This is a genomic window from Nonomuraea insulae, from assembly GCF_042656245.1.
The window spans coordinates 109,049-132,794 of record NZ_JBHSPA010000017.1 but is presented as its reverse complement, the minus strand read 5'-3'; the positions used below and the strand labels follow the sequence as shown (position 1 = coordinate 132,794).

Genomic DNA, 23,746 nt, shown 5'->3' with positions numbered 1-23,746 from the left:
ATGGCACTTCGTAGTGGACGGACTCGTCAGACGGGCCGAAGCGACGACACCGGCATCACGCGCACACCACTGGGGACGGTGCGACGAGCGCAGACCATCACCACGTACGGCGTGGGCGGGATGGTCGCCGTCGAGGACCAGTCGTACATCGTGAGCGGGCTGGACAGTTGGAAGCACGTCTGGAAGTCGGATGTGATCTACGAGCCAAGGCTGCAGCACTGGCTTCGGGTCACACGGTTTCAACTTCCTCCGGCGGACGAGCCTTCTTCCGGGGACGGGATCAGAGTTCGTCTTTTCCCGGAGATGTACTCCTGCGCTACATGCAAGAAGCTCCAGGAGTTCAGGAGATTCGGCTCACCGGCAGGCAAGAGCGTCTGCGGCGCATGTGACAAGCCGCTGACACCGTCACGATTCGTGATCGCCTGCGAGAACGGGCACCTGGACGACTTTCCCTACTTCGAATGGGTTCACAAGAAGAGCGAATCCAACCGGGACGTGAACGAGAAGGTCAAGCATGAGCTCGCCTTGGAGAGCAGCGGCCAGACCGCTTCCCTCCGGTCAGTCGTGATCAAGTGTTCGTGCGGCGTACGTCCAGCATCCTTAGAGGGCGCGTTCGGCGGCGGCGCGATGTTCGCGTTGGGAATCAAGTGCAAGGGACGCCGCCCGTGGCTGGGGCGCGATGCCAATGAGCCGGGGTGCACCGCGACGCCGCGAACGCTGCAACGAGGCGCATCGGCCGCCTGGTTCGCCATCACCCGGTCGGCTCTTTCGATTCCGCCATGGTCGCAATCTCTCCAGCAGCGACTCAATCCGCACTATGACATGTTCGGTGTCCTGTTGGACAACGGCGTGCCCGATTCTGCACTCCTAAGTGCCATCAAGAAGACCGACATCATGGATGATGATCGGTTCACAGCGGAGCAGGTCCTCGCTGCGATCCACCGTAGGCGCGAACTCGAGGCGAGCGCCCTGCCGGACTCTGACGAGGCCGCGCCGATGCTCGAGTCGGCCAACGAGTTGCGGCGCGAGGAGTACAACCAGCTTTACGACGGCACCAGAATCGTCTCCCGCGACGAGAACTTCGAGTGTGTGCCGGCGGCCGGAGACGGAAGCGCGCTGCCCTATGGCATCAAGCGCTCCATGTTGGTGAAGCGCTTGCGCGAAGTACGAGCACTCGAATCCTTCACGCGGGTCACCATGCCCGATCCGGCCGGCGGCGACACCCGTCGTGCCGCCATGGCGAACGGCACCGTCGACTGGCTTCCCGCGATCGAGGTGAGCGGCGAAGGCGTCTTCCTCGCCATCGATGAGAATGCGTTGCAGACCTGGGAGCAGCGGCCCGGCCCTGCGGCGCGCTCCCAGCAGATCTGGTACAACCACACGATGCTCCTGCGCGAGCGCGCGGAACGGACCGGTAGCACTGCGCGACTCGAGGATATCAAGTCGCCTGTGACCCCGCGCTACGTCCTCCTGCACACCCTCGCACATGTGCTCATCAATGAGTGGAGCCTGGACTGTGGTTATCCCGCGGCCGCGCTCCGCGAGCGGCTCTATGTCGACAAGGACATGGCCGGGCTTCTCATCTACACCGCGACCAGCGACTCCGCCGGTTCCCTCGGCGGCGTCGTCGCCCAGGGAGAGCATCGCAAGCTCTACGAGACCCTGGAATCGGCGCTGTCCCGCGCCGAATGGTGTTCGCAGGACCCGCCGTGCATGGAGTCCGAAGCCAGCGGAACCAACAGCCTCAACCTGGCCGCCTGCTACGCCTGCGTACTGCTTGCGGAGACGAGCTGCGAGACCAACAACGTCTTCCTGGACCGGGCCATGTTGATCGGTACACCGGATGACCCTTCGGCCGGTTTCTTCTACAAGGGCGACTGAGTAGCGTGATCCCCCGGCCCGATCATGACCGATCGGGCCGGGGGTCGGACCACGAGGAGGCGCGAGTGCCACGCTTGGGAATCCACCAGGACTTCCTGCGGGACCTCATCCGGCTGGAACGTCCCATCCAGCAGAAGGTCGTCGAGACGATCTCCAAGTTCGAGCAGAGCGCGCACGCCGGCACGCACTTGGAGAAGCTGAGCAACATCCGTGACGAACGGTTCAAGAGCATCCGGATCGACCTCAAATACCGCGGCATCGTCCTGGCTCCCGAGTCCGGAGACGAGTTCATGCTGCTTCGCGTGGATTCCCACGACAAGGCCTATGACTGGGTCAAGCACCGCCGCGTCTCGGTGAACATGGCCACCGGTTACATGGAGATCCGTGACGATGCGATCATCACCGACACGATTGAGGGACTGAAGCATACTCAGAGCGAGACCGCACGACCGCTGTTCGGCCATGTCTCGGACGCCGACATGGCCCGACTGGGCATCGACGATCAGATGCTCAAGTTCGCCCGGATGCTCACCGACGTTGCCATGCTCGAGGCGCTGGACGGCAAACTTCCCCAGATCCAGTACGACGTGCTCTTCGGTCTGGCCGCGGGCATGTCCCCCGAAGAGGTCTGGAACGATGTCGTCGGCGGCGTCACGCCTGGCCCGATCGATCCGGACGACCTGGTCGCCGCCGCGCAGCGAATGCCGGACAAAGTGGCGCTGGTCGAAGGGCCCGAAGAGCTCATGGAGCTGTTCGCCAAGCCCTTCGCCAGATGGCGGGTCTACCTGCATCCGCTGCAGAAGGAGGCCGCGCTCCGAACGTACTCGGGCCCTGCCCAGGTGACCGGGGGGCCCGGCACCGGCAAGACGGTGGTCGCCCTTCACCGTGCCCGGCACCTCGCTCGGCAGGGTGGCCGGGTGCTGCTCACCACGTTCACCGCGACGCTGACCCGTTCGCTGGCCGAGTCGCTGCGGTTACTGGAAACCGACGACGAGGTCCTTTCCCATATCGACGTGCTGACCGTCGATCAGGTGGCGCGTCGGCTGGTCGACGAACATGTGGGTAAGTTCGCGCTGATTCATGGAGAGGAAGAGAAGGAGATCTGGCGGCGTATCATCCGACGCCGGAGCTTGGACTTCTCTGAGAAGTTCCTTCAGGAGGAATGGAGACAGGTCGTCCTCGCTCAGGGGATCACGTCTTCCGATGCCTATCTCGACGCGCGCCGGACCGGGCGTGGCCGGCGACTCGGCCCGCTGCAGCGAGCCAAGGTGTGGCGGGCGATCGCCGAGTTCGAACAGGAATTGACGGACAACAACTACCGCACCTTCGAGACGATCTGCGTCGAAGCAGCGCGGGTGCTGAGCGAGCTGGACGCTCAGCCGTACGACCACGTGATCGTGGACGAGGCACAGGATCTACACCCTGTACGTTGGCGTGTCCTCCGAGGCGTGGTCACCGAGGGACCCGATGACCTGTTCATCGCGAACGACACGCACCAGCGGATCTATGACAACCGCGTCTCTCTGAGCTCGGTCGGTATCCAACTGGCCGGACGGTCGGCCAAGCTGAAGATCAATTATCGGACCACCGAGGAGATCCTCAACTGGAGCTGCGCCATGCTTACAGGCGAGACGATCGTGGACCTCACCGGACAGCATACGAGCCTCACGGGCTGCCGCTCGGAAGTCCATGGAGCAGAGCCGGAACTCTACGGAGCCCCCACGAAGAACGCCGAGCTGACACACCTGGCCGGGGTCGTGCAAGGGTGGCTCGACGCCGGAGTGGGACCAGAGGAGATCGGCATCGCGGCCCGCTCCGAGATGCTGGCTCAGTCGGCGGTGGAAGCCCTTACTCGCGCCGGCATCGATGCCGGTTACCTTTCCCGCGACAGGGACGGCGTGGAGGGAAATATCCGGGCCACGACCATGCACCGTATGAAGGGCCTGGAGTTCCGCTGCGTCGCCGTGATCGGCGCCGGCGCCAACCAGCTGCCGCACGCGAACGCGGTCACTCCCCTGGAAGAGGACGCGACCACTCACTCCAACGACCTTCAGCGGGAGCGCTGCCTGCTCTTCGTCGCCAGCACACGTGCCAGGGAACGCCTTCACGTCTCCTGGCACGGGGAACCAAGCCCGTTCCTCAACCTCGCCAGTGACTGATGATCGCCGCGATCTCCTCCTCGGAGATCGCGGCGAGCCGGATCTCCTGCGGCTCACCACTCGTCGTGGGCATGAACAGGGCGCTGCCCACCGCGAGGGCCTCGGCTCCAGCCCGGTCGATGACGCGAGTGCTCTCTTCGGCCGTGGGGAGGGAAAGGGCCAGCCTCGCGGGGAAGTAGCCCTTGAGGCGCCTGCTCAGCACACTCTCCAATGGTCGGGCTGTACGCGCGACGACGTGGAACCCGACCGCACGTCCCTCCCTGATCAACTCAACGACAGCATCCTCCTCTGCGACATCCGCCAGCTCATCGACGACCACGACAACGTTCGGGTGCGCCCGTTCGAAGTCCCCCAGTGCGGCGATCGGTATGGGCGCCCTCTCCTCACGCACCTCGCGGTTGAACTGCTCGAAGTCACGGCATCCCAACCGTTCTAGGTCTCTGTAACGACACTCGACCTCGGCAAGCGCCCACGTGAGTGGATCCCCCATGGCGTCCTGGACGACATGGGGAAGGTCGAAGAACTGATTCCATCGGCCGACCAAGATCAGTCGGCAGCGCTTCGGTTTGTGCTTCACCGCGAGTGAGGCGACGATGCTCCTGATCGGGTCGAACCGTCCACCGGTTCCTCCGACCAGGACATGTTTCGACTCGTTGAAGTTCAGGAAAACGGGCGTTCCATCATGGGCCCGCCCAAGGCCTGCCAGTAGCGAGCCGTCGGGGGCCTCCCGAAGAATGTCGCCCAAGCTGAGTAGGTCAGGTGCCCGGTGTGGCACCTCCACGCCGACCGCCATAGAACCCGGCAGCGGCGATGTCGAATGTCCCATGGGAGCGAGGCGGACCCCGTCGTTCTTCGCGGCCTTGACGATTTGCGGGGCCAACTCGAGAACCGCGGCTTCCCGAGTCGTAGGGCCAAGCCTGACTTCGAAGCGAGTCAACAGCGCCGTACGTGTATATCCGGCGACCTTGGCATCGACTCGAGCCTTCTTCAGAATCTGATCTATCGCCTTGGCCATGGCGTCATCGGCGTCGGTGTGCCTCCGCTCGGCAACGCTGGATTTCAGCAGGCGCTCGGGGGGAAGCCGATCGACTTTCTTTCCAGGCTTGCGGCCTTCCTGCCGCATGGCGCGTAGGCGCTCGGCGACCACGTCCGCCGACTGAGGGCGGTCCTCTGGCTTCTTGGCGAGAAGCTGGAGAATGAGCTCCTCCAGAGGTGACGGTATATCGGCACGAATAGCACTGGGAGGCCTGGGCTGCTCCGTGGCATGCCGATGCATCACCTGCCAAACGCTCCCGTCGAACGGTACTTCACCGGTGGCCAGCTCGTAGAGGACGCAGCCCAACGAGTACAGGTCGCTGCGTTCGTCCGGATCACCCTCACTCTGTTCCGGTGCTGTATAGGCGGGTGTGCCCACCTGAAGCGTGGCCTTTTTGGAGTCGACGGCCCTCGCGATACCGAAGTCACAGATCTTCGGTCGGTCGCCGAGCAGAAGCATGATGTTCGCCGGCTTGATGTCGCGGTGGATGACCTTCTTCGCATGCGCGGCGCCCAGTGCCTCGGCCAGCCGGGCACCGATGGTCACTACGCGCTTGCTCGGAAGGCCGTTCAGACTCTTGGCCATGACCTTCCGCAGATCCTGGCCGTTGAGGAGTTCCATCACGAAGAAGAGTCGCCCCTCATCCTCATCGGCGTCATGGACCACGACGATGCCCGAATGCTGCAGCCGCCCGCACAGGACGGGTTCGGCGCGGAACCGCTCGACGCGCCGCGGATCCGGATCCATGTCACTGGGAAAGATCTTGACGGCCACTTCACGATCAAGGCGCAGGTCGACGGCTTTCCACACCACACCCATCCCGCCGGCACCCAGCTTGCCCACCAAGCGGTACCGGCCCGCCAGCGTCTCCCCCTCTCGCATTCGTCACTCCGCCCTTACTTGTCCCGATCGCACGGCTATGGCGATGCTCTATCACGACTTAGTGATCGGGGCGAGCCGAGCCGTTAATCAGCACGGCCGAATCTCGCTACCGTAGGTCGCATGGCAGTCCAGAGACCGACTGGCGCGTCCAGTGAGGGCGTTCGGAAGAGCATGCAGTCAAACCGTGGCAGAGACACTGGGCCTGAGCTCGCGTTGAGGCGTGCCGTTCACGCGCTGGGTCTTCGTTACCGTGTCTCCATCCGCCCTCTTCCTGCCATCCGACGCACTGCCGATCTCGTCTTCACCAAGGCCAAGGTTGCCGTCTTCATGGATGGATGCTTCTGGCACGGCTGCCCCGACCATCACACGAAGTCGGCCACCAACGCCGAGTTCTGGGCTGAGAAGGTTCGCAGGAACAGAGAGCGCGATGCCGAGACGGACCGACTCCTCAGAGAAGCCGGTTGGATGGTGGTCCGCGTCTGGGAACACGAAAGCCCTTCTCCCGCCGCGGAGTTGATTGCTGAGGCGGTTCGGGTGGCTGGCAACAAGACAAGGATTTGACAGATCCGCCCCTGTCAAGCAACTTTTGACATGCAGATCTCAAAGATTTATATCTTACTTCAACGGCCTTATCTCCAGAGAGACATGGAAGGTTGCAACGGTCAGCAGAGGTGCACACCAAAAGGGGTGATCCCCGACTGGCTGGCTGCCACTCCAGTTCAGGGACAGTGGAGGGCTGAAGAGTCCTTTCACCCGATTGATCGCCCGGATGGCCTTGGCCAACCTTGCGGAACAGGAACTGCCGCCGTAGCGACTCGGCGCCAGAGCGCTATTAGCCGCCTGCCGACAGTCGGAACCTGGTGGTTAACTTGTCGCGGGAAGCAACCTCTAAGGGCATCTCCCCGGTGTCATCGCTCCACGCCATCCCGCTGCCCGCCTCCGAGGGTACGAGGCGGAAACGCACGGCGTATGGGCGCCTCAGCAGCGCGTTAATGCGGCCCAAACCGTGGCGCGGAGTTCAGCGATGCCCCCAGTCCACCCACTTCCCGGCGCCCCGGTTGACCTGGATCGCGGTCGGCAATATCTGCCCGGCACCCCCGCGGCGGCGCCCCTCGTAGATCTTAATCCACGAACCGACAGAACAGTCGCATCCTTAAACCACATACCCGATCTATTGGACAGAGGGATCCGAATGAGACATTTACGACTTAACGATTTAATCAACATAAACTAGCATGAATGCTTTCATGCAAGTACAAATCCCCTTTGCGCATCCCTCCCCTCTCGACTAGCCTCTTGTGTACGCCATTCGGGGCCCGCCGCGAAAATTTGCGGCTGGAAGGGCGCGTTTTGCGATGCGGTTTGTTGCGACTGCAGCATTGACACACGTGCCACCGCACGTCATGCCGTGACGCCCTAAACCGTTACCGTTAACCACATCGGATCATCGCGCGCGCTAGGCACAGCGAGCCCAGAGCATGCTCTTATCCGTATGCCGGGACGAACAGCCGTGTAATCCACGATCCACCTGGCGCGACCATTTCCTCCATCTTTGGCCTGCTTTCGATTTCAAGGTTCGATAGTGCGCCGAAATGTTCGAAATTATCGCCCCTAATGCGACAGGAGAAGGGGGCACCATTGGCCATCTCTGAATCCGAGGCCATCGACGACTCTCCACCGGATTTCTATGTAGAAATCCACGTCATGCAGGGTAATAGCCTGAGAAGCATTAGTCGCATTGTCATTCGCGGCGGCAGGACCGAGCTGTCGTCCGACGAGTACTGACTCAGCGGGGAAGTGTCACTTCTGTCGGCCAGGCCAATCGTCATGACGAGCCGCAACAATAATCTAGTTCGCCTGGCCACAGCGTCGGGAGATCTTGACCCCAGCCGTGACTCCCGTACGGATCTAAACTTCCCCGGCGCCGCATGCAAAAAGGAAGGCATGGATCCTAGGTACCGTCGCCTGAATGATGCCCTCTGATTCGCCATGGAAAGGGAAATCCTTCTATCTATAAAGCCATCTCTCCGAGGACTTCAGATAGAAAAGCTCCAAGTCGGCCCTTAATAGGGTCATGTGTTCAGAACAGAAGGTCCGCTACTGAACTGTGCAACTTAGTAGTGGAATCATGTCTATCGAAAGGATCTTCATGCCAAGTAGGCCTCACTACCCCCCCGAACTGCGGCTTCGAGCGATTCATATGGTCGCCGAGGTGCGGCCGGACCACTCGACCGAATGGTCTGCAATCAAGGCGGTCGCCGCGAAGCTCGGCATCGGCACTGCCGAAACGCTACGCGCCTGGGTTCGTCGAGCACAGGCTGGCGAGGGCAGCCAGCCCAGCCCTCTGATAACCGAATCAGCCGAGCTGCAGCGACTTCGCCGGGAGAACGCCGAACTCCGCCGTGTCAACGAGATTCTCAAGGCCGCCTCAACCTTCTTCGCAGCCGAACTATACATGCCACAGACACCCATAACCATCGTCGATCAGCACATCGCCATTTGACGAAGTCAAACGAGTCGGGTGTGCTGTAATCGACCATCACTCCACAACTCTGCCAGCGTCTGTCATGTCGCCGAAAATCGTGGCTCGCCATCGGATATCTCGGCCTGTCCGAAATGCAACCACGTAACGGCTCTGCCGAAGGTATTGACTGCCGCCACGATGTGCCACAACGCCAGACCGGGCTGTGTCGTTCTCGCGAGAGGGTAAAGGGCTGACTCATACACGACTGAAGTGACCTCAACCGCTCATCCTGGCCATCACCGGCATGCTGTCGCCGGTGGTCTGAACGACTGGCGCGAGGGGATTGTGACCGATACTGACAGTCTCAAGCTGGATTAAAGGTCACTGCGGCAGAAGGGCGGAAGGTGGCGAGCTATGCTGCGCACTCGCCACCGGCCCAGGCTGCCGGCGCGCTCACTCCTCGCAGTGACGAACTACTCGGCATGCTTGGCGTCTTCGCGGGCACCTGTCAGTACACGACGTAGTGGCCCGCCAGGGACGGGCATCCCGACCTGATAGATCCCGTCAGTGATTCTGCGCTTGACCTGATCTGCCACAGATTGCCACCAGAGCTCGTCGGGCCCGAAGTCCAGGGTAACGATAAGAACCCAGAGCTTCCCGCGTCCCCGCCTGGTCGCCCTGTCGATGCCACCGGATCGCTCGTCAGCCGGCAACGCTCGCAACCTGAGGAGTCCACGATGCACGGGAGGGGAATGGCCTGGCTCCTGGCGCCCTGGTGTGGAGATCTGCTCCGATCCCATGGCATGTAAAAGGCCCTGCGCCATAACCTGAAGGTGTCGATGCTTCAGGAAGGGTCAGAGCCTATGACCGACGCCAGCACGATCGGCGAACGACTCCGAGCCGCTCGGACAGCACGAGGGATGAAGCAGGAAGAACTCGCCGAAGCGGCCGATCTCTCGCGCGACCTCATCGCGAAGCTGGAGCAAGGGGTGCGCAAGTCCGCCCGGCTCACATCGCTGATCAAGCTGGCCAACGCGTTGGACGTGGAGTTGAGTGCCCTGGTCGGCAAGCGGGACCGGCTCGGCACGGACCGCGACGGAGGCAGCGTCCTCGCGCTTAGGGATGCCATTCTGTCGCCCTCATTCCTGCCCGACCTCGACGACGGGTACGACGGCGAGCCGACGCCCGTCGAGGAGTTGCAGGCCGCTGTCGATGCGGCCTGGCACGCCTACTGGGCGGGCGAGTTCGGGCCCCTCCTCGCACGCATCCCCGGTCTTGTCGCCGAGTCCAGGCTGGCGCACTCCGCGTTCGGCGTTCCCGCTGTTCGCGTTCTCGCCCAGTCGTACGATCTCGGCGCCAACCTCCTGGTGCAGTTGGGCCGGAACGACTTGGCCGCGATCGCGTCGGAGAGGGCGATCGTGACCGCTCACGGCGGGAACGACGAACTGCTGTGGGCGACCATGCACGGCACCTACTCGTGGCTCCTGCTGCATCAGGCCCGACTTGCCGAAGCGGAGCGGGTCGCCGGCGAGATAGCGGCGCGGATCGAACCGTCGTTTTCATCGCCGCCGCCACATCTGGCGGCGTGGGGCAATCTTTTGGTGACTGCGCTCGCCCCAGCCGCGGCGGCAGGTCGGGATGTGTCGGAGTACATCTCCATGGCGTCCGCCGCTGGCGAGCGCCTTGGGGAAAGAGTGCCGGTGTTTCATACCTCGTTCGGGCCGGCCAGCGCCGCGATGCAGGCCGTCCATGCCTACACGGTGCGGCGCGAGCCCGGCAAGGCGTTGAAGGCGGCCGGACGACTTCGCCCGGGTGACCTACAGGGGATTTCGCAGGGTGCGCATCTGTTGGATGTGGCGCAGGCTCATGTGGATGCCCGTCATTACAAGACGGCGGCGGAGCGACTGCTGGAAGCTCGTTCGCAGTCGGCTGTGTGGTTCCGCCACCAGGTGCTTGCCCGTGATCTCGTTGAAGGGATCCGTGAGGAGGACGCCCGCCCTTCTCCGGCGGTTCGATCACTGGCTCACTCACTGAGCATTTGACGGCCATGAGGACGGCGTGTCCTCATGGCGCAGGAAATTTCCCCGCCCATAAGGACACTGCGTCCATGGAGTGCCATCACCCTCGGTAATAGCTTCGCTACATGATTATCAAGCAGCTGAGGCGAAGCCGCGAGGTCGCGTCATGAACCGCGACGACTCCTTCTATGCCTGGGCGGCCCAGGACGCCACGCAGGGATCCTGCGGCGTCACCGCAGAACCTGACTTGGCCCAGCGCCGCATACGGGAGGCGCTCGCCAGGCTTGCGCCGGACGCCGCCGGCATGGTTGAGAAGGTACGGCTCGACCGCTCCGCCCATCAGCCGTCGTACATCCACGTGACAGTTCTGAGCCGGTATGGCGCGGCGAGCGACTGCGGTCCGCCGTGACCATCCTCATGCGTCCCGCGGCATCGCTGAAAGCATCCGTTATCGCCCTGCTTCTGCTACTCAAGGTCGGGTTGCCCTCAAGTGTCACACCGGTTCAACGGAGGGGGCTTGCTGGGCTACTCGCCCCACTCACTGGATTCCGCTACAAAACTGCCCATCCCGCGCACGGTGAAGATGAGTCCACGTTCCCTAAGGATCATCGTCGCCTTCCGTGCGGTCTCACGGGCCACCCCGAACTCCTGCACAAGTCGCACCTCGTAGATGGGGTGCTTGGGCGGATACTCCCCAACCCGTATGCGCCTCTCCAACTCCGCTGCCATCTGTGCCGATTTGGGGCTTGTGGGATCAAACTGCCACTCATCCTCCATACCCAGAACCGTAGGAGTCCCCTCTCGTCCCCTTACATTAGCCTCTGTCAGTGGACAAGGGTAGACAAGGATAGTGAGGCCGCGTAGTCTGCTCTACAGCTCACCTAGTCAGGTTCGATCAGAGCCCGTCCTTGCGGCAGAACCACACTCGGCAAGCTCTGATGCTTGCCCGGACGCGTCACTGCCCTCAAACGCAGGAGGTCGACTAATGGGTAACGCAATCACAGATGTCCGGTTCACTCCCCTGCTGGCAGCAGAGGTGCGATCCGTGTTGGAGAGGCACGGTTACCGACTGCCGAACGAAAGCGATCACGTCCACGGGCTTGTCATGGCACGGATCGCCACAGAGCTCAGGAACCTCGTCGAGATCTTCGAGGGGCGAATCCGATGAGTGCTCCAGGTGAACTCCCGGACTATCACGGCCCGCATGTCACACCGCCCCTCGCCGGCCATATCAAGCTGGCATGGTACGAGCCGACCCCGCGGGCGCGGCACGTCCGAGTTGCCTCGCATACGTGTGGCTGCCAGACGACGACGTACGAGCTGTGTGCCGCTGGCGGCCAGAGCTTCATCCGCCGTACAGATCGCAAGAGGCGGGCCGTGCACGAAACCGCTTGGACGTTGGCCGCTGCCACAAGGCGGACCTTCGAGCAGATTCTGAACGGCGAAGCTGCATGATGGCGGTGCGGCAGACGATGGTGTTCATGCGTCCGCCGCACATGTTTTTCTGCGGTGAGCCGCGCCCTGGGTGGAGAGCGGCATGCCAGAGCTGTCGCCATGCGAGGCAGCCACTTCCGACAATTGAGCGCTGTTGGGCTGCTCTTGCTACAGGGCAGTGGCACAAGAGGGCGGAACTCGGCCCAGGCCGGGGGTCCGGGGGCCGGGAGGCCCCCGGCAAGGGGGTGTGGGGGAGTTCGGCTCCCCCACAGGACGCAGCCCGGAGCCCCAAAGCGCGAAGCGCCCCCAGTGCGCAGGCCCAAGCTTTGGAGCTTGAAGGCCTGGGGTGTTAGATCTTGCCGACGCCAGCGCCCGTCGTGACCGTCGCCTTCACCGTGTTCGGGTCTTCCACCGTGTACGCGTAGTACGTCGACGCCTCCTGTACGGTGCCGCTGCAGTCAGGAGCGCCGGATTCGTCTACGAACACGTTGTTGCGTGCCACGCACCGCCCGCCAGGCCCGGCGTACGAGTTGCTCACCGGCTCCTCCACCCGCTCGAAGTAGTTCCCCTCGACCAGGCAGCCGGCGTTCGCCTGGCAGGCCACCCCGACGTCCGTGTTGTACACGTAGTAGTTGTTGGCCACATGCACAGGCTCCCCGAACCGCACGCGCGGGTTGCGCTGCGGTGTCCGGTCGAACCAGTTGTGGTGGTAGGTGACCTTCAGCCGCCCGACGTCCTGGGCCGCGTTGCCGTCGTCGTGGCCGAGCAGCATGTTCTTGGTGTGGTCGTGGGTGTGGTTCCACGAGACGGTCACGTACGAGGAGCCGCGCTTGATGTCGATCAGCCCGTCGTAGCCGTCGGCGAGGTCGTTGTGGTCGATCCAGACGTGATGGCTGAACATCTGCACGTTGATCGAGTCATCGGTGGCACCACGGAACGACAGGTTGCGGATGATGACGTTGTGCACGGCGTTCGCGGGCGGCGAGGTAACGGAGTCATCCGCAGGCAGGCCGACGTTGAGCCCGCCGCCGGTGATGCCGGAGGTCGCGCCGACGCCGAAGATGGTCTTGTCAGAGGCCACGTTGTGCATCCCCGCCGGAACGGTGATCATGCCGAGCACGCAGACGGAGAGCGGCCCCTCCTGGCCGATCGCGGCAATCAGTTCAGCCGCCGTGTCCACCGCGACCGTGGGGCCGCCCACGCCGCCGGTGGTGCCGTTCTGGTTCCAGGCGTTCACCGAGGCGAAGCCGGTGGGCGTTCCGGAGGGCCGGCAGCTCCCGGGCGGGATGGTGGGCACGGTGGGTGAGGCGGTGGGGCCGCCGAGGTCCGTCACCAGCACGTCGTCGAAGGTCGCGCTGGCGTAGTAGCCCGCCAGGCCGGCACGACCGGAGCTGAACGAGGTGTCGGTGGCCGATACCACCTGCACGTCGTTCACGAAGCCACGCAATGTGGTGCCGAACGCCTCCAGCCGGACCGTGTGCCAGGCCCCGGGAGTGACGGTGGCCGCGCCGGTGGCGAGCGTGATGGGGGCGCCGCCCGTTCGCTTGCCGAGGATGGCGGTGCCCGCGTTGCTCAGGCCGAGGAAGTAGTAGTTGCCGGTGCTCTGCGCTCTGGCCAGCACCGCGACGTACCGGCCCGAGCCGTTGAACGCGATCGGCTTGACGCGGGCCTGCACCGCCTGGTCTCCCCAGCCGCTGCCGGCCAGGGCTCGGGAGTCCGCGCTGGTGCCCGACTGCCGGTAGGCCGGGGAGCCGTCGGTCACCACCGACCAGCTCCCGCCGGACCGGGACCAGCCGGTCGCGTCGCCGTCCTGGAAGTCGTCGCTGAACAACGTGGCGGCGGACGCGCTCGGCATGACCAGGAGCGCCGCGACGATGGCCGCGCCGAACGCGGCGCATGCCAGGTGGAGCGTGGTATTGCTGCGCACCGTGGAGCCTCCGGATGTGAGGGGCGACCAGGCGCGTTGCGTGCTGTCTCTGCGGAATACCGAAAGACGCGTCTAATCGCGATGCCTGACGGAACGAGCTTCACATCTTTATGCAACCGATTGTTAGGCGCGTCAACCGGATTGGTGTGCAGTTTTGTTGCAGCGGGAAGAGAAGATCTGGCAAGCGATTGCAGTGCATAGGATGGCGATCATGACTGTGGCGGACATGTGGTTCGATCCGTCCTGCCCGTACACCTGGCTGACCGCACGCTGGCTGATGGAGGTGCGGAAGGTACGCCCGGTCGAGGTGCGCTGGCACGTGATGAGCCTGTCGGTGCTCAACGAGGGCCGCGACGACGACCCGGAAGGCGACCCGGAGGGATACCTGTGGGTCCCGGTCCGCATCTGCGCGGCCGTGCAGCGCGACCACGGCCAGCAGGCGCTGGAGCGGTTGTACACAGCGCTGTGGACGACCGGCACGGGCGACTGGATCGGCGATCTGCGCACCGCGCTGGCCACCGCCGGGCTGCCGGTCGAGCTGGCTGAGGCGGGCCTGGGCAACGACTATGACGATGTCGTACGTGCCTCGCACGCCGAGGGCATCGGCCTGATCGGCGGCGACCACGTGGGCACCCCGATCGTCGCGGTGGACGGCGGGCGGGTGGTGTTCTTCGGCCCCGTCGTCTCCCGCGTGCCCACCGGCGAGCAGGCCGCCCGCCTGTGGGACGGGACGCTGCTGGTGGCGGGCACCCCGGGTTTTCACGAGCTGAAGGGCAGGCCCCACGAGGAGCCCCAGATGTGAAGCCGGATCAGGATTGATACGTTGGTGAACCAGTCACCGACCGTGGAGAGCACCGCCCATGCCCGCTGCTGATTCCCTGTGACGGTTACGGCGTGGGTGGCGGTGGCTGCCTTTCTGGGGGCGTACACGCTGATCGCCACCGAGAAGGTGCACCGCGTGGCGGCGGCGCTCGGCGGGGCGGGGATCATGTTGTTGATCCATGCCACCGACGCCGGTTCCGCGTTCTTCTCCGAAGAGAGCGGCATCGACTGGAATGTCATCTTCCTGCTGCTCGGCATGATGGTCATCGTCGGCGTGCTGAAACAGACCGGGGTCTTCGAGTTCCTGGCGATCTGGGCGGCCAAGCGGGCCAGGGGGCGGCCATTCCGGCTGCTGACGTTGCTCATCCTGATCACGGCGGGCGCCTCGGCGCTGCTGGACAACGTGACGACCGTGCTGCTCATCGCGCCGGTGACGTTCCTGGTGTGCGAGCGGCTCGATCTGCCGGTGGCGCCGTTCCTCATCGCCGAGGCCATGGCCTCCAACATCGGCGGCACCGCCACCCTGGTGGGCGATCCGCCGAACATCATCATCGCCAGTCGCGGTGGGCTGAGCTTCAACGACTTCCTCGTGCATCTGGCGCCGCTGATCGTTGTGCTGGTGGCGGTGTTCGCGGTGTTGTGCCGGTGGTTGTTCAGGAAGTCCTTCAGGTACGACCCCGACCTGGCCGCCGAGATCATGACGCTGAACGAGCGCGAGGCCATCGCGGACCGCCGGTTGCTGTGGCAGTCGCTGGCCGTGCTGGCCCTGGTCATGGCGGCGTTCGTGCTGCATCCCGTGCTGCACTACGAGCCCTCGGTCGTCGCGCTGCTCGGCGCGGGGGTGCTGGTGGCGGCGACCAAGGTGACGACCGAGGAGGCCATCCGCGAGGTCGAGTGGCCGACGCTGGTGTTCTTCGCCGGGCTGTTCGTCATGGTCGGCTCGCTGGTCGAGACCGGGGTCATCGAGCGGATCTCCGAGGCCGCGGCGGCGGCCACGCACGGGCAGCTCGCGCTGACCACGATGGTGCTGCTCTGGGCCTCGACGGGGCTGTCCGCCGTGATCGACAACATTCCGTACGTCGCCACCATGAGCCCCATCGTCGCCGACCTCGTCCAGGCGAACGGCGGCAACGAGCACGCCCAGGTGCTCTGGTGGGCCCTGGCCATCGGCGCGGACCTGGGCGGGAACGCGACGGCGGTGGGGGCGGCGGCCAACGTCGTGGTCCTCGGCATCGCCGCCCGCAACGGCACCCCGATCAGCTTCTGGCAGTTCACCAGGTACGGCCTCGTGGTCACGTTCGTCACCGTGGCGCTGTCGGTGCCGTACTTGTGGTTCCGGTACCTCACCTGAGCGGCAGCACGTCCACCCCCCGCTCGTCGTCGCCGCGCGGGCCGAAGATGCGGCGCTCGGACTCCTCGATGGGCACGTCGTTGATGCTGGCCTCCCTGCGCCGCATCAGGCCCGACTCGTCGAACTCCCACTGCTCGTTGCCGTAACTGCGCCACCACTGGCCGGAGGCGTCGCGCGACTCGTACTGGAAGCGCACCGCGATGCGGTCGCCGAGCACCGCCCAGAGCTCTTTGCGCAGGGCGTAGTCCAGCTCTTTGTCCCATTTGCGGCGCAGGAACGCCCGGATCTCGTCGCGGCCGGTCAGGAACTCCCCACGGTTTCGCCAGACGGAGTCCTCCGTGTAGGCGAGCGCGACGCGGTCGGGGTCGCACGTGTTCCAGGCGTCCTCGGCCGCCTGGGCCTTGACGCGGGCGCTCTCTTCCGTGAACGGCGGGACGGGCGGGCGTGACATCAAAAGAACCTCCTCTGTCCTACACCAGTTTGTCGAGTGTGATCGGCAAGTCCAGGACACGCTTGCCGGTGGCGTGGCGTACGGCGTTGGCCACCGCCGCCGCAACCCCGGTGATGCCGACCTCGCCCACCCCGCGCAGGCCCAGCGGCATGGTCGGGTCCGCGTCGTCCAGGTAGTGCACGTCGATGTGGGGGATGTCGGCGTGCACGGGCACGTGGTACTCGGCCAGGCTGGGGTTCATGATCCGGCCGGTACGGTGATCGATCAGCGTCTGCTCCGACAGCGCCATGCCGATGCCCATCACGATGCCGCCCCTGAGCTGACTCGCCGCCGTCCTGGCGTTGATCACCCTGCCGACGTCGAACACGCCCAGCCAGCGCGAGATGCGTACCTCGAAGGTGTCGGGATCCACCCGGACCTCGCAGAACTGCGCCCCGGACGCCGCCTTCACCCATTTCCTGCGGTCGCGCAGGGTCTGGACCATGAAGCCGAGCATGTTCCCCTTGACCGCCGCCTCCACGTGGTCGCGACCGGCCGCGGCCAGGATCTCCGCGTACGTCTGCCCGCGCCCTCCGTGGTAGAGCCCGCCGTCGCGAGCCTCCAGGTCCGCCGGCTTCCTGCCCCGCAGCGGCGAGCCCGGCGCGCGGCGGGCCAGGCCGAGCACCGTGCGCTTCAGCTTGGCGCAGGCGTCCAGCACGCCCGCCGCCACACTCGCGGTCTGCATGGAACCACCCGCCCCCGGGCCGGGCGGCAGGTCGGAGTCGCCGGACTCCACGCGTACCGACTCCAGCGGCACGCCCAGCTCGTCGGCGGCGATCTGCGCCTGCACGGTCGCCGCTCCCACGCCTATCTCGTGCATGCCGCAGCGCACCACGACCGTGCCGTCCGCGCTCAGCCGGATGGTGACGCTCGCCGTCATCCGCATCGACGGGTGGTAGGCCGTGGCCACCCCCATGCCGACCAGCCACCGCCCGTCCCGCATGGCGCCGGGCCTCGGGTCGCGCTCGCGCCAGCCGAACCGTTCGGCCCCCAGCGCGTACGCCTCCCGCAACATCCGGTGCGCGAACCGCTGCCCGCCCACCGGATCGCGCTCCGGCTCGTTGCGCATGCGCAGCTCGACCGGGTCCATGCCCAGCTCCCAGGCCAGCTCGTCCACGGCCGACTCCAGGGCGAAGGTGCCGATGGACTCGCCCGGCGCCCGCATGAACGTGTTGGACAGCAGGTCGAGCTGAACGGTGCTCTGCCGCAGGTGGATGTTGGGCGCGGCGTACAGGTGGCGGGAGCCCCCGGTGATGTTCTCCGGCATGCCGCCGACCCGGCCCGTCCTGGACACGCTGGTGTGGATCAGGGCGCTCAGCCGCCCCTCCGCGTCCGCGCCCAGTGCGACCCGCTGCGTGCTGGGGGTGCGTCCGCCGACCGTGTGGTAGACGCTCTCGCGGGTGAGCGCCAGGCGTACCGGCCGGCCGGTCGCCCGCGCGGCCAGCACGGCGAGCAGTGTGCCCGCCCAGACCGAGCCCTTGCCGCCGAACCCGCCCCCCACGTACGGCGCCAGCACCCTGATCGACTTCTCCGGCACCCCGAACCGCTGGGCCAGGTGCTTGCGCAACCACGGCATGTTCTGCGTGCCCTCGTGCAGGGTCAGCCGGTCGCCGTCCCACACGGCGGTCGTGGCGTGCGGCTCGATCGCGTTGTGGGTGTGCGGCGGCGTGGTGAAGGTCAGGTCCACCGAGTGCGGCGCGGCGGCGAGGGCGCCCTGCGCGTCCCCCTTGTCCGCCGCGGCCTCGGCCAGCAGGTTGCCCTTCTGGGGGACCGCGTTCGGCTCCTCGGCCGCGAAGTCCACCGCGGCGGGCAGTTCCTGGTACGCGGGCCGCACGAGCGAGGCCGCGTACCGCGCCGTCTCGGGTGTCTCGGCGACCACGACCGCCACCGGCTGGCCGTTCCAGTGCACCTCGTCGGTGGCCAGGTAGTTGACCGACGTGCCCGAGGCGAGCGAGCTGAGGTCGAGGAAGCTCACCTTGGGCGCGGGTTTCATGGGCGGGGCGTTCTCGTGGGTGAGGACGTCGATCACGCCGCGCACGGCTCGCGCCGCCGCGGTGTCGATGGCGGTGATGCGGCCGCGCGGGATCGTGGCGTGCACGAGCGCGGCGTAGGCCATACCCGGGTACGGGTACTCGGCGGCGAACTTGGCCTCGCCCGTGGTCTTGGCGGGGCCGTCGATCCTGTCGACGGCGCGGCCGACGTACTTCGTGCCGGTCGTCTGCTCGGTCTCGGCGAACTTGACGCTCATCGAGCCTCTCCCTCGTTCAGTTCGCGCAGCGTGGCCGTGATCGTGGCCACGGCGAGTCCGGCCTTGAACGCGTTGTCCGGCAGGACGGTCGCGGCGGCCAGCTCCGCCTCGGCCGCGTGGCGGAAGGCGGCCTCGTCCGCGGGGCCGCCGAGCAGGATCCGCTCGGCCTCGCGGGCCCGCCAGGGTTTGGGGGCGACGCCGCCTAGCGCCAGCCGTACCTCGGTCACCGTTCCGTCCTGCACGCGCAGGGCCGCCGCCACCGAGACGAGGGCGAAGGCGTAGGAGGCGCGGTCGCGTACCTTGCGGTAGCGGGAGTCCGCCGTGAGCGGCGGCAGCTCGACCGCGGTGACCAGGTCGCCGGGGGCCAGCTCGGTCTCGATGTCCGGGGTGTGTCCTGGCAGGCGGTGGAAGTCCGTGAGCGGGATGCGGCGGGGGCCGTGCACGCCGTGTACCTCGACGACGGCGTCCAGGGCGGCCAGCGCCACGCACATGTCGGAGGGGTGGGTGGCGATGCAGCTCTCGCTCGCGCCCAGGATCGCGTGGCCGCGGTTGAACCCGCCGAGCGCGTCGCAGCCGCTGCCCGGCTGGCGCTTGTTGCAGGCGGAGGCGGGGTCGTAGAAATACGCGCAGCGGGTGCGTTGCAGCAGGTTGCCGCCCACGGTGGCCATGTTGCGCAGTTGCGCGGAGGCGCCGGCCAGGAGTGCCTGCGACAAGACCGGGTAGCGGGCGCGTACGCGGCGGTCTGCGGCCAGCACGCTGTTGCGGACAAGCGCGCCGACGCGCAGGCCGCCGTCGGGCAGCTCCTCCACGGTGTCGAGGGGCAGCCCGGTGACGTCCACGACCGTGTCGGGGCGTTCGATGCCCTCGCGCATCAGGTCGACCAGGTTGGTGCCGCCGCCGAGGTATTTCGCGCCCGGCTCGGTGGTGGCGGCGTGCACGGCGGCCTCGACGTCGACCGGCTTGACGTACGCGAACGGCCTCATCGCTCCTCCTCCCCCGCCACGTCCATGATCGCGTCCACGATCCCGTTGTACGCGCCGCAGCGGCACAGGTTGCCGCTCATCCGCTCCCTGACCTCGGCCTCGCTCAGCTCGTCGGAGACCGTCACGGCACTGGGCATGCCGGAGGCGTGTTCGGCCAGCATCCCGATCGCCGAGCAGATCTGGCCCGAGGTGCAGTAGCCGCACTGGAAGCCGTCGTGGCGCACGAACGCCTTTTGGAGAGGGTGGGAAACGCCCTCGATCGTGGTGATCTCGCTGCCGTCGTACTGGATGGCCAGGGCCAGGCAGGAGTTGATCCGCATGCCGTCGGCGAGAACCGTGCACGCGCCGCAGGCGCCCTGATCGCAGCCCTTCTTGGGGCCGGTCAGCCCGAGTCGCTCGCGGAGCGCGTCGAGCAGGCTGACCCACGGCTCGACGTCGAGGGACACGACGTCGCCGTTGATCTTCATCCGTATCTCGGTCACTCGCTTCCTCCCTACCGGTGTAATCGGGACGCTAACAGAACACCGTTTCCTTAACAAGGGAACGGTGTTCTGTTAAGTCAGGCCAGTATGCTTTACGCGTCATGACGTTCCTCCGTGCCAGGCGGCCCGAGCACAAGCAGCAGCGGCGCGAGGCGATCCTCGCCGCGGCCAGCGAGCTCGCCCGCACCTCCGGCGTGCGCAACGTCAGCCTGGGAGCGGTGGCCGAGGCCGTCGGGCTGGCGAAGTCGAACATCGTGCGCTATTTCGGCACCCGCGAGGAGATCTACCTGGAGCTGGCCGCCGAGGAGTGGCGGCAGTGGGCCGAGACCGCCACCGCCCGGCTGCGCGAGGCCGGCGGCACGACCGAGGCGGTGACCGTCGTGGCCGAGACGCTCACGGACCGGCCCCTGCTCTGCGACCTGCTGGGCCACGCCTCCACCAGCCTCGAGTACAACGTGTCCGTGTCGGCCATCCGCACGTACAAGCACACGGTGCTGTCCGCCGCCGCCGAGCTGGGGGCCGTGGTCGCGGGCGTCACCGGGCTGACCGATCGCGAGGGCATGGAGCTGGTGGCCGCCGCCGGCGCCCTGGCCGGCATGCTCTACCCGGCCTCCCACCCCTCGGCCGCGCTCGCCCAGGCCTACGCGGAGGACCCCGAGCTGGCCGCCGCCTGCCCCGTGCTGCTCCCCACCCTGATCAGAGGCCTCAAGGCGCTGGCCGCCGGCCTGCCGTCGCTCAGGGACGAGTGAAACTTTCACCCTCGCTGTACATCAGCGCGGATTCCGCAGAGCATGTGCCCGTACCTAACCGGTTAACGGCAGAAGGGCACCCCCCATGACCAAACGACTCGGGCTCGCCGCGGCGGCGCTCCTGTCGCTCCTCGTCTCGATGCTCATCGCCCCGGCTCCCGCGCACGCCGCGGTCGGGCTCCGGGTCAGCGGCACCAGGATCCTTGAGGCCAACGGGAACGCGTTCGTCATGCGCGGCGTCAGTCACGCGCACACCTGGTACGCCAGCCAGACGGGCTCCTTCTCCGACATCAAGGGCCTGCGCGCCAACACCGTGCGGGTCGTGCTGAGCGGCGGCCGGTGGCCCGCCAACGGGGCCTCCGACGTGGCCAGCGTCGTCTCACTCTGCAGACAGAACCGGTTAATATGCGTGCTCGAAAACCATGACACCACCGGGTACGGGGAGCAGAGCGGCGCGTACACGCTCGACCAGGCCGTCACCTACTGGAGCGGCGTCAGGAGCGCGCTCACCGGCACCGAGGACTTCATCGTCGTCAACCTCGGCAACGAGCCGTACGGCAACAACAACGTCGCCGCCTGGACCAGCGCCACCACGAGCGCGATCACCAGGATGCGCGGCCTGGGCTTCCAGCACATGCTGATGGTGGACGCGCCCAACTGGGGCCAGGACTGGCAGTTCACGATGCGCGACAACGCCCAGGCCGTCTTCAACGCCGACGCGCAGCGCAACACGGTCTTCTCCATCCACATGTACGGGGTCTTCGACACGGCCGCCGAGATCACCGCGTACCTGAACGCCTTCCAGACCGCGGGGCTGCCGCTCGTCATCGGTGAGTTCGGGCACAACCACTCCGACGGCAACCCCGACGAGGACACGATCATGTCCCAGGCGCAGTCGCGCGGGCTCGGCTACATCGGCTGGTCGTGGAGCGGCAACGGGGGCGGCGTCGAATACCTCGACATGGTCACCAACTTCAGCGCCGCCAGCCTGACATCCTGGGGCCAGCGCATCTTCAACGGCGCGAACGGCATCGCCACGACCTCCCGCGAGGCCACCTTCTTCTCCGGCGGCGGCACCGACACCACCAACCCGACGACCCCCGGCACCCCGTCGTCCGCCGGCGTCACCTCCAGCGGCGCCACCCTGACCTGGTCTGCCTCCACCGACTCCGGCGGCTCCGGGCTGGCCGGCTACGAGATCTACCGCGAACAGGGCGCCACCGATCCCCTCCTCGGTCAGTCCGCGACCAACTCGATCACGCTGACCGGCCTGACCGCCTCCACCCAGTACCAGGTGTACGTCCGCGCCCGCGACGGCGCAGGCAACCGCTCGGCCAACTCCGCCACGACGACGTTCACCACCACCTCGGGCGGCGGGACCGGCGGTGGTTGCACGGCCGCCGGCACGGTGCAGAGCCAGTGGAGCGGCGGGTACGTGGTGCAGCCCGTCACGGTCACCAACACCGGCACCTCGGCCGTCACCGGCTGGACCGTCACCTTCACCCTGCCCGCCGGCCACACACTCACCGGCTCGTGGAACTCCGCGGCGACGGTCAGCGGGCAGACGGTCACGGTACGGAACGCGGGCTACAACGGGAACCTCGGGGCCGGAGGCTCCACCAGCTTCGGCTTCCAGGTCGCCCGGCCTGGCGGCAACACGGCCACGGTGACCTCCTACACCTGCGCCACCTCCTGACGGCTCACGCACCCGCCTTCGCCGCGCGGAGGGACGCGGCGGGGGCGGGCCGGGGTCAGGACAGCCCTGGGGGTGAGGTTGAGTCGCGGATGACGAGTTCGCACGGGAGGGTGTGCACCCCCGGCGTAGCCCGGCCGTCGATGGCCGCGAACAGGTGCTGGGCCGCCGTGCGTCCCAGCACCTCGAGGTTCATGTCCACGGTCGTCAGCGCCGGCCGCGTCTCGGTGGACAGCACCTCCCAGTTGTCGTACCCCACCACCGCGATGTCGTCGGGCACCCGCCGCCCCCGCTCCCTGACCGCCTCCACGAAGCCGGCCGCGATCTGGTCGCTGCCGCAGAACACCGCGTCGATCTCGGGCTCGGCCATCAGCAACATCTCGGCCGCGTGCCGCCCCCACCGCTGCGACCACACCCCGGACAACGTCTGCCCGGCCTGGGAGAGCCCGGCCGAGGCGAGCGCCTGACGGAAGCCCTCCTCGCGGTCGCGGGCGGCCTTGTAGTGGGCGGGGCCCGTGACGTGCGCGATGCGCCGGCGCCCGAGGGCCAGCAGATGGTTGACGGCCATCGCGGCGGCCCCGACGTCGTCGGGAACGAAGGAAACGTCGGAGGGATCCTCGGAGGGCCCGTACGCGTACACGACGGGCACGGGCAGATCCTTGCTCACCGAGGGCCGCGGGTTCGTGCTCTCCCCCACCACGATCAGCCCGTCCACCCGCCGCGACAACAGCGCCCGCAGATGGTGCTGCTCCCTGATCGCGTCCCCTCGCGCGTCGCAGAGGAGCACGGCCATCTCCCCGGCCCCGAACGCGTCCTCGGCCCCGAGCAGCACCGGGATGCCGAATCGGCCGACGCTGTCGGAGGTGAGCAGCCCCACCGTGCGCGTCTGCCCCGACAGCAGCCCTCTGGCCAGGGCGTTCGGCTGGAAGGAGAGCTCCGCCGCGGCGGCGAGCACGCGCTCGCGCGTCGCCGCCCGCACGTCCTGGCGCCCGTTGATCGCCTTGGAGGCCGTGGCGATGGATACCCCCGCCAGCGAGGCCACATCGTTGATGGTCGCCCGCTTACCCGCCATACTTCGAAACCCTTTTCGGTGAATTGTGAACTGCTTAGCACCATAGCACCCATTG

General features: G+C 66.5%; 17 protein-coding genes and 1 pseudogene. 10 read left to right on the top strand and 8 right to left on the bottom strand.

Annotated features, from left to right (window positions below; genetic code table 11):
• Positions 1-1,881: a DrmB family protein gene (gene drmB, locus ACFPZ3_RS14020; protein WP_379514491.1), complete on the top strand. Its 1,881-nt coding sequence runs from the start codon at positions 1-3 to the stop codon at positions 1,879-1,881.
• 65 nt (positions 1,882-1,946) lie between these two features.
• Positions 1,947-4,040 carry a UvrD-helicase domain-containing protein gene (locus ACFPZ3_RS14015; RefSeq protein ID WP_379514490.1) on the top strand — a complete coding sequence of 698 codons (2,094 nt, stop codon included), beginning with the start codon at positions 1,947-1,949 and terminating at the stop codon, positions 4,038-4,040.
• Here the strand turns inward: ACFPZ3_RS14015 and ACFPZ3_RS14010 are convergent.
• Positions 4,021-5,958 (bottom strand): DNA translocase FtsK, encoded by a 1,938-nt coding sequence (locus ACFPZ3_RS14010; protein WP_379514489.1) that lies wholly within the window; start codon positions 5,956-5,958, stop codon positions 4,021-4,023. The genes ACFPZ3_RS14015 and ACFPZ3_RS14010 overlap by 20 nt on opposite strands.
• 120 nt (positions 5,959-6,078) lie before the next feature.
• Here ACFPZ3_RS14010 and ACFPZ3_RS14005 point away from each other — a divergent pair, with 120 nt between their 5' ends.
• The 4 genes and pseudogenes from ACFPZ3_RS14005 (at position 6,079) to ACFPZ3_RS13990 (ending at position 10,849) form a co-directional block, all read left to right on the top strand.
• Positions 6,079-6,519 carry a very short patch repair endonuclease gene (locus ACFPZ3_RS14005; protein WP_379514488.1) on the top strand — a complete coding sequence of 147 codons (441 nt, stop codon included), beginning with the start codon at positions 6,079-6,081 and terminating at the stop codon, positions 6,517-6,519.
• Positions 6,520-8,107: 1,588 nt separating this feature from the next.
• Positions 8,108-8,395: pseudogene (locus ACFPZ3_RS14000) on the top strand (transposase); the annotation flags it as partial.
• 866 nt (positions 8,396-9,261) lie between these two features.
• Entirely contained in the window at positions 9,262-10,464 is a 1,203-nt protein-coding gene (locus tag ACFPZ3_RS13995; RefSeq protein WP_379514598.1) for a helix-turn-helix domain-containing protein, read from the top strand.
• Positions 10,465-10,606: 142 nt separating this feature from the next.
• Positions 10,607-10,849 carry a hypothetical protein gene (locus ACFPZ3_RS13990; RefSeq protein ID WP_379514487.1) on the top strand — a complete coding sequence of 81 codons (243 nt, stop codon included), beginning with the start codon at positions 10,607-10,609 and terminating at the stop codon, positions 10,847-10,849.
• A gap of 116 nt (positions 10,850-10,965) precedes the next feature.
• Here the strand turns inward: ACFPZ3_RS13990 and ACFPZ3_RS13985 are convergent, their stop codons facing one another.
• Both ACFPZ3_RS13985 and ACFPZ3_RS13980 read right to left on the bottom strand, forming a co-directional pair.
• Positions 10,966-11,217, bottom strand: a complete 252-nt coding sequence (locus ACFPZ3_RS13985) for a GntR family transcriptional regulator (protein ID WP_379514486.1) — start codon at positions 11,215-11,217, stop codon at positions 10,966-10,968.
• Between the two features lie 1,006 nt (positions 11,218-12,223).
• On the bottom strand, positions 12,224-13,801 hold the full coding sequence (locus tag ACFPZ3_RS13980; RefSeq protein WP_379514485.1) for a pectate lyase family protein: 1,578 nt from the start codon (positions 13,799-13,801) through the stop codon (positions 12,224-12,226).
• Positions 13,802-14,003: 202 nt separating this feature from the next.
• Between ACFPZ3_RS13980 and ACFPZ3_RS13975 the strand changes: the two genes are divergently transcribed.
• Both ACFPZ3_RS13975 and ACFPZ3_RS13970 read left to right on the top strand, forming a co-directional pair.
• Positions 14,004-14,603 (top strand): mycothiol-dependent nitroreductase Rv2466c family protein, encoded by a 600-nt coding sequence (locus tag ACFPZ3_RS13975; protein WP_379514484.1) that lies wholly within the window; start codon positions 14,004-14,006, stop codon positions 14,601-14,603.
• Between the two features lie 102 nt (positions 14,604-14,705).
• Positions 14,706-15,974 carry an ArsB/NhaD family transporter gene (locus tag ACFPZ3_RS13970; RefSeq protein ID WP_379514483.1) on the top strand — a complete coding sequence of 423 codons (1,269 nt, stop codon included), beginning with the start codon at positions 14,706-14,708 and terminating at the stop codon, positions 15,972-15,974.
• On the opposite strand, the gene ACFPZ3_RS13965 is transcribed toward ACFPZ3_RS13970, so the two are convergent.
• From ACFPZ3_RS13965 to ACFPZ3_RS13950, 4 genes are read right to left on the bottom strand one after another with little or no spacing between them, the layout of a single operon-like run.
• Complete coding sequence (locus ACFPZ3_RS13965; RefSeq protein ID WP_379514482.1) at positions 15,967-16,425, bottom strand: nuclear transport factor 2 family protein; 459 nt, start codon at positions 16,423-16,425, stop codon at positions 15,967-15,969. The two genes, ACFPZ3_RS13970 and ACFPZ3_RS13965, sit on opposite strands and share 8 nt — an antisense overlap.
• A gap of 19 nt (positions 16,426-16,444) precedes the next feature.
• Positions 16,445-18,712: a xanthine dehydrogenase family protein molybdopterin-binding subunit gene (locus tag ACFPZ3_RS13960; RefSeq protein WP_379514481.1), complete on the bottom strand. Its 2,268-nt coding sequence runs from the start codon at positions 18,710-18,712 to the stop codon at positions 16,445-16,447.
• Entirely contained in the window at positions 18,709-19,695 is a 987-nt protein-coding gene (locus ACFPZ3_RS13955) for an FAD binding domain-containing protein (protein WP_379514480.1), read from the bottom strand. The genes ACFPZ3_RS13960 and ACFPZ3_RS13955 overlap by 4 nt, the downstream gene beginning before the upstream one ends.
• The gene (locus ACFPZ3_RS13950; RefSeq protein WP_379514597.1) at positions 19,692-20,162 is read right to left on the bottom strand and encodes a (2Fe-2S)-binding protein; all 471 of its coding nucleotides are present in this window, start codon (positions 20,160-20,162) and stop codon (positions 19,692-19,694) included. Before ACFPZ3_RS13950 ends, ACFPZ3_RS13955 begins: the two co-directional genes overlap by 4 nt.
• 116 nt (positions 20,163-20,278) lie before the next feature.
• Here ACFPZ3_RS13950 and ACFPZ3_RS13945 point away from each other — a divergent pair, with 116 nt between their 5' ends.
• Positions 20,279-20,926, top strand: coding sequence for a TetR/AcrR family transcriptional regulator (locus ACFPZ3_RS13945; RefSeq protein ID WP_379514479.1), 648 nt, complete (start codon positions 20,279-20,281; stop codon positions 20,924-20,926).
• An 85-nt stretch (positions 20,927-21,011) separates the two neighbouring features.
• Positions 21,012-22,622 carry a cellulase family glycosylhydrolase gene (locus ACFPZ3_RS13940; RefSeq protein WP_379514478.1) on the top strand — a complete coding sequence of 537 codons (1,611 nt, stop codon included), beginning with the start codon at positions 21,012-21,014 and terminating at the stop codon, positions 22,620-22,622.
• Between the two features lie 55 nt (positions 22,623-22,677).
• On the opposite strand, the gene ACFPZ3_RS13935 is transcribed toward ACFPZ3_RS13940, so the two are convergent.
• On the bottom strand, positions 22,678-23,691 hold the full coding sequence (locus ACFPZ3_RS13935; protein ID WP_379514477.1) for a LacI family DNA-binding transcriptional regulator: 1,014 nt from the start codon (positions 23,689-23,691) through the stop codon (positions 22,678-22,680).
• Between the last annotated feature and the right edge of the window lie 55 nt (positions 23,692-23,746).

Excerpts from the sequence above, each read along its gene's own strand:
- ACFPZ3_RS13945 (WP_379514479.1), top strand. The coding sequence starts at position 20,279 with ATGACGTTCCTCCGTGCCAGGCGGCCCGAGCACAAGCAGCAGCGGCGC.
- ACFPZ3_RS13940 (WP_379514478.1), top strand. The coding sequence starts at position 21,012 with ATGACCAAACGACTCGGGCTCGCCGCGGCGGCGCTCCTGTCGCTCCTC.
- ACFPZ3_RS13995 (WP_379514598.1), top strand. The coding sequence starts at position 9,262 with ATGCTTCAGGAAGGGTCAGAGCCTATGACCGACGCCAGCACGATCGGC.
- ACFPZ3_RS13950 (WP_379514597.1), bottom strand. The coding sequence starts at position 20,162 with ATGAAGATCAACGGCGACGTCGTGTCCCTCGACGTCGAGCCGTGGGTC.
- ACFPZ3_RS13990 (WP_379514487.1), top strand. The coding sequence starts at position 10,607 with ATGAACCGCGACGACTCCTTCTATGCCTGGGCGGCCCAGGACGCCACG.
- drmB (WP_379514491.1), top strand. The coding sequence starts at position 1 with ATGGCACTTCGTAGTGGACGGACTCGTCAGACGGGCCGAAGCGACGAC.
- ACFPZ3_RS13985 (WP_379514486.1), bottom strand. The coding sequence starts at position 11,217 with ATGGAGGATGAGTGGCAGTTTGATCCCACAAGCCCCAAATCGGCACAG.
- ACFPZ3_RS13960 (WP_379514481.1), bottom strand. The coding sequence starts at position 18,712 with ATGAGCGTCAAGTTCGCCGAGACCGAGCAGACGACCGGCACGAAGTAC.
- ACFPZ3_RS13955 (WP_379514480.1), bottom strand. The coding sequence starts at position 19,695 with ATGAGGCCGTTCGCGTACGTCAAGCCGGTCGACGTCGAGGCCGCCGTG.
- ACFPZ3_RS14005 (WP_379514488.1), top strand. The coding sequence starts at position 6,079 with ATGGCAGTCCAGAGACCGACTGGCGCGTCCAGTGAGGGCGTTCGGAAG.
- ACFPZ3_RS14010 (WP_379514489.1), bottom strand. The coding sequence starts at position 5,958 with ATGCGAGAGGGGGAGACGCTGGCGGGCCGGTACCGCTTGGTGGGCAAG.
- ACFPZ3_RS13965 (WP_379514482.1), bottom strand. The coding sequence starts at position 16,425 with ATGTCACGCCCGCCCGTCCCGCCGTTCACGGAAGAGAGCGCCCGCGTC.
- ACFPZ3_RS13975 (WP_379514484.1), top strand. The coding sequence starts at position 14,004 with ATGGCGATCATGACTGTGGCGGACATGTGGTTCGATCCGTCCTGCCCG.
- ACFPZ3_RS13935 (WP_379514477.1), bottom strand. The coding sequence starts at position 23,691 with ATGGCGGGTAAGCGGGCGACCATCAACGATGTGGCCTCGCTGGCGGGG.